The 9,847-nt window shown below is 65.4% G+C and carries 6 protein-coding genes and 1 pseudogene; 4 read left to right on the forward strand and 3 right to left on the reverse strand.

Annotation, left to right across the window (positions count from 1 at the left end; all coding sequences use genetic code 11):
* Window positions 1-700 precede the first annotated feature (700 nt).
* Window positions 701-1,575 (reverse strand): IS5 family transposase gene (locus tag OO47_RS35795; protein WP_199812371.1). Its coding sequence is split into 2 segments (ribosomal slippage): window positions 701-1,182 and window positions 1,182-1,575, totalling 876 coding nucleotides; the frame shifts between segments, so codons are not numbered across the junction.
* Window positions 1,576-1,752: 177 nt separating this feature from the next.
* Between OO47_RS35795 and OO47_RS32445 the strand changes: the two genes are divergently transcribed.
* Together OO47_RS32445 and OO47_RS32450 are read left to right on the forward strand one after the other, a co-directional pair.
* Complete coding sequence (locus tag OO47_RS32445) at window positions 1,753-2,433, forward strand: SMI1/KNR4 family protein (RefSeq protein WP_030223254.1); 681 nt, start codon at window positions 1,753-1,755, stop codon at window positions 2,431-2,433.
* A gap of 349 nt (window positions 2,434-2,782) precedes the next feature.
* Complete coding sequence (locus OO47_RS32450) at window positions 2,783-3,589, forward strand: IS5 family transposase (RefSeq protein WP_078490123.1); 807 nt, start codon at window positions 2,783-2,785, stop codon at window positions 3,587-3,589.
* A 179-nt stretch (window positions 3,590-3,768) separates the two neighbouring features.
* Here OO47_RS32450 and OO47_RS32455 read toward each other — a convergent pair whose 3' ends face one another.
* Window positions 3,769-4,818, reverse strand: coding sequence for a helix-turn-helix domain-containing protein (locus tag OO47_RS32455; RefSeq protein ID WP_030223260.1), 1,050 nt, complete (start codon window positions 4,816-4,818; stop codon window positions 3,769-3,771).
* Window positions 4,819-5,741: 923 nt separating this feature from the next.
* Here OO47_RS32455 and OO47_RS32460 point away from each other — a divergent pair.
* Together OO47_RS32460 and OO47_RS35800 are read left to right on the forward strand one after the other, a co-directional pair.
* Complete coding sequence (locus OO47_RS32460; protein WP_030223266.1) at window positions 5,742-7,115, forward strand: phospholipase D-like domain-containing protein; 1,374 nt, start codon at window positions 5,742-5,744, stop codon at window positions 7,113-7,115.
* 428 nt (window positions 7,116-7,543) lie between these two features.
* Window positions 7,544-8,547 (forward strand): annotated as a pseudogene (locus OO47_RS35800) (IS5 family transposase).
* A gap of 844 nt (window positions 8,548-9,391) precedes the next feature.
* Here OO47_RS35800 and OO47_RS37110 read toward each other — a convergent pair.
* Window positions 9,392-9,847, reverse strand: a 456-nt coding sequence (locus tag OO47_RS37110) for an RHS repeat-associated core domain-containing protein (protein ID WP_158708744.1), incomplete at its 5' end; no start/stop codon positions are given.

The following is a 9,847-nucleotide window of genomic DNA, read 5'->3' on the forward strand; positions in this document are numbered from 1 at the left end:
CCCGTTCCATGCGGCGTCATCCCCCCTGAGCCCGTGGCTGAAGGGATTGTTCCATGGGCTGCCAGCGTCTCCGCAGGACGGCATTCTGAAACGATCAGTAAGGGCTGTCCCGTAACTCCAGCTACCGCCTGTCAGTATCCGGTTCGCCCTGCTTGCCTCTGACTCCAGTGGAGGCACGAGTTGGGGCGCAACCGGACAAGCTGATCTGCACCTGGTGACCCACCTGCCCTAGGGCCTGTTGCGAAAGTGCTGGTAGTGACTGCTGTGGTTGAGTAGTTCGAGGTGAAGGAGAGTCATGACTAGTTGGGCTGGCGCATCGGCTGCGGCTAGCAATGCCGAGATTCGGCAGTACTGTTCGGCCTCGGCTCAGGCTCTCGAGGCCGCAGGTCTGCCTCCTACAGAGCGATGGGACGAGTCTGGTGGGACGGCCTTCTACTGGCCGAAGGGTGATCCTGCGCTCACCCATGGGCCGTGGGTGAACGGAATCGTCGTGTTCTGGGGGACCAGAGGTGCACGTCGCGGCTGGGGCTGCGCCTCCCTTGATGAGGCTGGCAACCCCGTGCTTGGGGCCGCAACTACCTGGCTTCCCGTTCCTCCCTCCATCGCCCCCGGTCTGCTGACCGGACATCTTAGGCGTCTGTTCGCCGAAGGTGTCCTGGCATCTGAGTCCGAGCGCTGATGGAGCGACTGCGGTGTTCGGTCACAGCCACTCGTTGAGGACTGCGACCAGCACGGTCGCTTCGTAGCGGACGGCGAGTTTGTCGTACCTGGTGGCGACAGCGCGGTGGCGCTTGAGCCGGTTGATGCCGCACTCGACCGCGTGGCGCTGTTTGTAGTCAGCCTTGTCGAACTTCGGCGGCCGGCCGCCAAGGGAGCCAAGGTTACGCCGGTTGCGGACCCGGTCCGCCGGAACCGGAATCGTCGCCTTGATACCGCGTCTGCGCAGGTAGACGCGGTTCTTTCGGGAGTCGTATGCCTTGTCGGCTCGGACTCGGTTCGGGCGTTTACATGGTCTGCCGAGCCTCAGCCGGGGAACTCGGATCGCTTCCAGGACCGGCTCGAACTGCAGGGAGTCGCCTCGCTGGCCGGCCGTGATCACCACAGACAAGGGTTTCCGTCCTTGCTCGACCGCGAGGTGGATTTTGCTGGTCAGACCGCCGCGCGATCGTCCGAGGCCATGATCGGCCGGCTCGACAAAGATCCCACCTGGTGGCTCCTTCTGGAGGTCCCCTTTTTAGCCGCCCCAGCGGCGTGCTGGTGGGCCCGGCAGACCGTCGAGACGACGTTAACGTCCCAGGTGATCAGGCCCTTCGCGTCTGCCTCGGCCTGGAGCCGGGTGACGATCCGGGCCCAGGTGCCATCCCGCTGCCAGCGCCGGAACAGGTCGTAGACCCGATCCCACGGACCATAGCGTTCGGGCACGTCCCGCCACGGAGCACCGGTCGGCGTCCGCCACCGTATGCCGTCTATCAGCTGCCGCCGCGTCCACACCTGCGGACGGCCCGGCTTGATGCCCCGCGGCAGCAGCGGCTCAAGCCGGGCCCACTGGTCGTTCGTCAGATCCCCACATCCCACGAGACGTGATCATCAACGAGCAAGATCCGCTTTCGCAATACGCCCTAGGACGGTCTTCTTTGGCCCCGCTGCGACGGCTTCGTCTGGCCCCGGGTAGGAACGGTTTAATTTGGCCCCACTTGGCTTTCAGGAGGCCCCGCCGACGTCAATGTCGGTGGCGGCCCCTACCTTTTGCTCATGATTGATCAGCAGTGGGCGGGCATCCGTCAACGGGTCGAGGCTTTGGGGACGTCCTCCGCGAGCATCGACGTGTTCGGGGCCTTGGGGCACAAATGGGTTCTGGAGCAGCCGCTCAGCCACGCCGAGCTCGCAGAGCTCGAGGCACAGATGAAGGTGACGCTGCCGGAGGACTTCCGAACCTTCCTCCTGTATGTCGGCGCGGGTGGCGCTGGGCCCGCCTACGGCGTGTTCCCGGTGCGGCGAGTGCAAGGCCGCTGGCGGTGGGAGGGCGACGGCGCCAAGCTGGCAGATCTTTCCCGGCTTGCCGAGCCGTTTCCCGAGCAGGGTCCGGACCCGAAGCTACTGGAGGAACTGGCGGCCCACTGCCCCGAGGAAGAGGACTTCGAAGAAATCGAAGAGTTCGACGACGCCATCGAAGCGTGGGACGAACGCTGGGACGCTGTCATGTTCAACCCGGATCGCACGGTCGGCGCCATCGTCATCTCCCACCGCGGCTGCGCCCTGCGTGACTGGCTGGTGATCAGCGGCGCGCACCGAGGCACGATATGGACCGACGATCGTGCGGACGAGGCTGACCTGGCCCCCCTTCGGAGCGACGACGGGACTCAAGTGACCTTCGCTCGCTGGTACACCGACTGGCTGCGTCACGCCGAGCGCACAGCACTGGAAGCAATCTGAGCACCCGGAGTCGACCCACCGCGCACGGGCGCTCAGAGGCTCGCGCACTCGTTTGGAGTAGTGCGGTATTGACCCGGATTCGCGACCGGGATCACGCTGTGTGAGTTCGTGATTACGGCCGTGTCAGGAGGCCGGGTTTCGCAGCGTGTTGAGTTGTTCGAGCGGCTCCGTCGCGACCGGCGGTTGGAGAACGCCTCCATCCACGAGCTGGCCCGCCGTTACACGGTCCACCGCCGGGTGGTCCGCCAAGCCAACCGGCTTGGACAGTGAACCTCTTTCATCCTGTGCTGGAGGGTGAAATGGGCTGGTCAGTAGGTGTGGTGACGAGGCAGGGCCCCTGGTCGTTGGTGTGATGATCTCACTCATCACACCGGCGACCGAAGGGGCCCTGGTGGTTCCGTATCCTGCCACGCTCGACGTCCCGCACGAGCTGGTCGAGCATGTTTCCTGGCTGCTTCACGAACGCCGTCGAGCTCGCAATACCCGATGGCGCAGGCTCGGATGTTTCAAGCAGGCTCTGCTCACGCTGGTCCATCTGCGGAAGAACGAGACGTTCTCGCAGCTCGGGGCCGGTTTCGGGATATCGCAGGCCACCGCCTGGCGGTACGTCGACGAGACCCTGGACGTTCTGGCCGGCTGGGCGCCCGGCCTCTGCGAAGCGTTCACCGGCCTCGGTGAAGGCGACCACGTCATCGTTGACGGCACGCTGATCCCCATCGACCGGATCGCGGCCGATAAGCCGTACTACTCGATGAAACACCGCCGGCATGGCATGAACGTGCAGGTCATCGCCCGTCCCGACGGCACACCGCTGTGGTTCTCTCGTGCGACACCCGGGCGAACCCATGATCTGACCGCGGCTCGCGCCCATGGCATCGTCCAGGCCTGCCTCACCAGAGAGATCCTCGTTCTCGCCGACCGCGCCTACCAGGGCGCCGGCGCCACCGTCCGCACCCCGTACAAGAACCACCACGAACAGCCAGAGCACTACCAGCAATTCAACCGCGACCACGCCCGACTCAGAGCACCCGGCGAACGCGCCTTCGCGCAGCTGAAGTCCTGGCGCCTGCTCCGCCGAGCCCGATGCTCCACCCGCCGCATCGGCACCATCGTTCAGGCCGTCCACACACTGCTGACCTGCAGCTATTCAGGATGAAAGAGGCTCAGTGAGCCTTTTCCAACCTAGCTGTCAGGTCGGCCGCTCCTGTCCGTCGGAGCGTTCACAGCATGGTGACCGACTGTCGATCTGCTGGTCACAGGTCTGTCACCGGCTGACATGGTCACTCGTCGACGCGCCCTTGGCCAGCACAGATGTGAGGTTGGAAAAGGCTCACTTTATTGATGCCCGTCCGCCGGACGCGGTCTACGGCGCAGGGCGGCGGGTGTGGTTCCGTACCAGCGCTGCACCGCGCGGCGCAGCGCTCGCGCGTCGGCGTAGCCACTGCGGGCGGCAACCGTATCGACAGCGAGGTTGGTGTCGTGAAGGAGCCGGGTCACGTGACTGCGCCGTAGGGAATCGAGTTCGCCGTTCCAGGTGGTGCCGTGCTCCTCGAGCCGCCGCTGGACCGTGCGGGTACTGACGGCCATGCGACGGGCGACCGCGATCAGCGTGGTGTCGGACTCGTGGTGGGCAGAGGCCAGGGCGGCACGGAACAGGTCCAGCCAGTCGTGCAGCGGGACCGAGGCGGCGAGCGTCTGTTCCGCGTGCCGCCTCAACACCGCGGAGAGTCCCGGTTGTGCGGCCGGGTTGGGCTCCTTGAGATCGGAGGCAAGGAAGGTGAGGGAACTGACCGGTGTCTCGAACTCGATCGCGCGGGTGCCGAACAGCTCGGTCAGGGAATCGTGTCGGCGAGGTGTTTCCGCGGCGAGCGTGACCCGGACGGGAGTCAAATTGCGCTGCACCGCATTGCTCAGGCACTGCCGGTATACGCCGAGGGCGTAGGCGCTGACCGCGTTGCCCGCCTCGTAGGCAATGTCGGCCTGGTTGTGGTGGAGGATGGTGACCTGCTGGCCGTCCTCGCTGATGTGGAGGGCGTCGGTGGAGGCATCGCCCACCGCTGCGAAGCAGTCGGAGGCATCCCGGATGCCTTCGAGCGGGGTGGGTGCGGAGGAGACCAGGTAGTCCCAGGCGCCGAGCGCACCGGGGCGCGACTCCTTGGCAAGGACCAGCGACAGCATGGTCCAGGGAGCGTGGACGGTCGCCAGCTCCGCTAGGCGGACCACCGTGCTTGTGGGGGTGCGGCACAGGTCGTCGTTCAGGTGCTCCGGCGCCAGGCCGAGCAGCCCCTCGTACCCCTGTTGCGGTACGTGGAGCAGCCTTGCGGCTGCCAGGTAGATACGAGCCAGGTTGGAAGAGGTCGTGTTGTGGTGTGGTGGTGCGGTCACAGGTGCTGAGGATAGTTCGGGGCTTGAGGCCACGGATGCCAGGTCTGCGCTACCGCAGGTTGGCCGTCAGGCGCGCTGGGTCCCCTTGTTGGCGTGTGCTGTCCCAAGTGGGCTTGTCGCAGTACCCGTAGCTTGGTGATCGTTTCCGCGTGCCGTCCCGGTGGCTTACTGTCAGCCACCGCTAGGGTTGACAGGTTGAGACGCAGGCTGAAAGGTCGCCGGCCGGGCCGTGTCGGTGCCGCCGGAGCTGCTGGCGGAGTAGTGGGGGGTGGAGTCATGGGGCGGCACGAAATCGAGGCATTATCTTGGCGCAGAGGCTGCTCTTCCGCCGTGCATCCAAGAAAGTCGGTGTGACCACAGACCCACCCGCGTACGGTGGACGGACTTCGACGGGGACAGCTACGCCGACTCCTCCGTAGTCCAGGCCAGCGGGTCAGTGAACACCTGCCTTAACCACGGCGGCGACGGCAGCTGGTTCATCCCGGCAGGCCCCTGTCACCACATGGGTAACCAGTGGGCATCGGCTGGTCCTATTCGCCAACTGCAACGCCGAAGGACACAGCGACTACAGCCTTACTGACACCAGCGGCTTCACCTGGTCCGTCTGTGGAACGGTGGCGACGGCCACGCCCGCTGGACCGACCTCAGCAACGTCTCCCACACCGCCTGACTTCCCGTTGCAGCCCGCAACGTGCAGCCGCTCCCAGCCCAAGCATCTGTACCGGACGACGCCTCTGGCCGCCCGGCACCAGCCTGGCTCCGCCCGGGCACCTCTCGCCACGCCACTCCGGACTGTCCGGCTCACGAACCCGCCATGCACTGGTGCTCGGCCTGCCGTGCGCGGCAGGGCGGGACTCACCGTTACTCATCTCCTTTCCGCGACACGTCTCGGAAGGGGCTAGTAGAAAGCGAAAACCTCACCGATGCGTATGCGCACATCTCTTCCCCTGGCCGTCGCAGTCACGGCGGCGCTCGTCACCGGGGTTCCCGCTCCCCTCGCCGCCGCCGGCCCCGCCCCGGTGCCGACGGTGACGACCGGGGCCGTATTTAACGATCCCACCAGCACCGATCCGATACGGCGCAACGCGATCTTCAACCACCTGTCCGCGCTCATCGACGGAGCTGTGCCTGGCTCCGACATCAAGATCTCTCTGTACATGTTCATGGCGAGCTCCACGACCGAGGCGGAGTTCTCTTCGGTACCGCTGGCCCAGCGCCTGGTAGCCGCGCACCAGCGCGGCGTGAACGTCCAGGTGCTCCTCGACGGCAAGTACGTCGGCCCGTGGAACACGTCCTACACCGAGCTCAAGAAGCTGCAAGACAGACCAGAGGGTTCGGGCACCCACTCGTGGGTCCGCAGCTGTGCTGCGGGACAGGCATGCCTCGCGACCCGGCCCGCCGCCTGGGCGGGCGAGGCGTACAAGGACTGGCACGGCGTCAACCACAACAAGCTCTTCTTGTTTTCCCAGACCAAGGGCAGCGGCACCGTGCCGGTAAATAACGTGGTCGTGCAGTCCTCCGGCAACCTGACCACGGACGACCGCAAGACGTTCTGGAACGACGCCCTGACAGTGACGGAGAACGCCGAACTCTACAGCGGTTACGATGCCTACTTCACGAAGCAGGTCGAAGCCTGGGCAGACCCGACCAAGCGTCTGTCCGACGTGCTAATGGACAAGCAGGCAGGCCGAGCCAAGGCCTACTTCTTCCCCCGGCAGACCTCCGGCCCCGACGGCAACCCCGACGACGTCATCCTCAACATCCTCAACACTGTGGACAACCCCGTCCCCGGCCATGCGCTCTGCCACGGCAACAGCTCCGGTGTCGGCCTCAACGGGCGCACCGTCATCCGAATCGCACAAGGCGGCATCAACCGACCGGCGATCGCAAAGAAGTTGTACGAATTGGACAAGGCCGGCTGCTACGTCGACGTCGTCTACGGCTCGGCCGACGCCGAGTCGCTCACGTGGCTCAAGAAGTCCGAAGCCCCCTACAACGGCGTGACCCTGCACGAACTACACAGCCAGATGGTGAACGGCCAGGAGGTAGGGACAACCACCCACAACAAGTACCTGATCATCGAGGGCGCTTACAAGGGCGTGCCCGACCAGAAGATCGTCTTCACCGGCAGCCACACCTACACCAAGTCCGCCCTCATCGGCAACGACGAGGCCCTGTTGAAGTGGGACGACTCCTCCATCGGCACTGCCCCCCATGCCCCCTCCGTGTTCGAGGCCTACCGGGACAACTTCCGCGCCCAGCGCGCGGCCGCCGACAGCCAGAACGTGCAGCCGTAACTCTGGACAACGGTTCCGACAGCACGGGATTACCCGTTCACAGAGCCGGCCAGCGCGTCTGTGCTCCTGCCTCGCAGGATGCCACCAGGGCCTCGTGGGTGTCGGCAGCCACGCGCAGCACGTGCTCGCTCCGGACCCCTGGCCGGAAACCATGTACGTTGCACCGTACAGCCCTATGCCCGTCCCGAAGGCGCGCACCCGTTCCTCCTTCGCCGCGGGCGGGGTCCCGGCGCGCGTCTGCGGCCCAGCGCCGAAGGTGTCCCTGGGCAAGCCCCCGTTCGAGGAAGGCTTGCCCAGGGGCACCCTTCGGCCTGCCCGGCCAAATCCGTCGGCGCAACAGGCCGATGCGGGCTAGGGGACGTATCGAGTTGTGATCAATCTGAGGGTTTTGCCCTCGTGGTCGTGCCTGATCCGGTAGACCGTGCCGTGTGATGCGAGTGCAGCTGACTGACGCCGAGTGGGAGTTCATCGGGCCGTACCTGCCGATCGGTGAGTACGGCCCCTATCCCGAGCGGCTGCGCCGGCAGTTCGAGGGTGTGATGTGGCGGTTCCGGACGGGCGGCCAGTGGCGGGAGATGCCGAGCGAGTTCGGCGCCTGGTCGACGGTCCACAACCGCTTTAGGCAGTGGCGGGACGCCGGGGTCTTCGAGGCCCTGCTGGAGGGCACCATCGCGAAGGCCGCGAGGCGGGGTGAAGTGGACCTGTCGCTGGTCAGCGTGGATTCCACCACCGTCCGCGCCCACCACGACGCCGCCGGGATGCACCTGGACCCCGATACGCTCGCCGACCTGGAGAAGGCAGCCGAGGAGGCGGAGAAGGCCCGGCAAAAGGGGGAGGCTCGAAGGAACAAGACGGGCGTGACAGCCCTGAAGCCCCGGAACGGGACGGGCAGCGATGTGTCCGGCGCAGACACAGGCTTCGACTGAAGGCCGCGTTGCTCGGACGCTCCAGGGGCGGCCAGACCAGCAAGGTCCACATCGCCGGCGAACGCAGGTGCCGTCCCCTGGCAGTCATCCTGACCGAGGGGCAGGCCGCCGACAGCCCGCAGTTCATCCCCGTGCTGAAGAAGGTCCGGGTCCCCGGGCCTGTCGGCCGTCCCCGCACCAGGCCCGACGCGGTCGCCGGCGACAAGGCCTACTCCTCCCGCGGCAACCGGTCCCACCTGCGCGAACGCCACATCAAGGTCGTCATCCCGGAGAAACGGGACCAGGCCGCCAACCGGAAGAAGAAGGGCAGCCGGGGCGGCCGACCTGTCGCCCACGACACCGAGCTCTACAAGGAGCGCAACACCGTCGAGCGCCTGATCAACAGGCTGAAGGCATGGCGGGGTATCACCACCCGGTTCGACAAGACGCCCGAAAGCTACCTCGCCGGCCTCCACCTCCGCGCTTCGATGATCTGGATCAAGGAGCTCGCCAAGACCACACCTTGATCACGACCAAATACGCTCCCTAAGGGCTGTCCCGTAACTCCAGATACCGCCTGTCAGTGTCCGGTTCGCCATGCTTGCCTCTGACTCCAGTAGAGGCACGAGTTGGGGCGCAACTGGACAAGCTGATCTGCATCTGATGACCCACCTGCCCTAGTCCTGAGTTACGGAACAGCCCTTAGCTGATCCAGCAGAGCAACGGCGGGCCGGGCAGTCCTGCCAACCGCTGACAGGTTAGATAGCGACACCCGCGGCGGCTTGCCGAGATCGCTTGTTGTCCGCGGACAACATGATTTCTCAGCCCAAGGTTGCGGCATCTGTGCATCAGATTGTCCGACGTGTAGCTGCCATGCCCTGAAGCGATCCCCCAGTCCGGACCCTGCCGACCGGCCCGGCGGCTCGTCAGCTTCCACAGGCCTCAGTGATTCCCAGCGCGCTGTCCCAATAAAACGTACCGCTGTTATCCGTGGACAACATGTGGCAGCGCAAAGGGCCCTGGCTTCACGATCGCTCACAAATCCGGAGCCCATGGTGATGAACAGTCGACGTGGGGGAGTAGGGGCAGTTCACTGCTGATGTGGCCACAATGCGCTTTGGCCCCGCCAGAGGCGGGGCCAAAGCATGCGACAAAGAGTGGCGCGAGGGGACGCGATTACTTCATTCGCCTCCCGATCCCGTAGAGCCAGTGCCCTGTGTGTCCTAGCGTGACCAAGGTAAAGATCACGAAGATGACCATCTGCGCGCGGTCAAGGAAGTCCTGATCGTTCGGGTTGCTCAGTGCCATCACCCCGACCAGCACCCACACGCCCCATGTCTTCCATACAGGCCACTTGCCGTCTGCGCGCATCTAGAAACGGCCTCTCCACTTCAGCTTCCGGTAGCGCGGGTAGGGATGCATGGAGTTGAGGAGGTCGGCTTTGAAGTTGGTGTAGAAGCGGTTGACGTGCCGGAACGTGTTCCTGCCATACCACATGGTGTCACGGATCGAAGCGACGCCAGCTACACTCCACGCGCAGCCTGCGGCCCCCCGCCAGGAACGCACACACCGTCGTGAGTTGCGGAGCTTGACGATACGTACGACGCTCGAGACTCGTCCAAAGCTGGAGATCCCCGCGCCGAACATCACTGCTGAGTGCAACATGTCAGCGCTGGCGTGGCGCCGCCGCTGCTTGCGCCACCCGCGTACCCAGGAGACGGGGTTGTACCAGCGTTTGCCGTCGAGGTCGTATTGGTTGACGGGGTCGCCGGGATAGCCGTAGCGGTTGTCGCCGCCGCCGTGGACGGGGTCGGTGGACAGGAAGCG

It is taken from the genome of Streptomyces bikiniensis (genome assembly GCF_000716625.1).
GTDB classification, from domain to species: domain Bacteria; phylum Actinomycetota; class Actinomycetes; order Streptomycetales; family Streptomycetaceae; genus Streptomyces; species Streptomyces bikiniensis.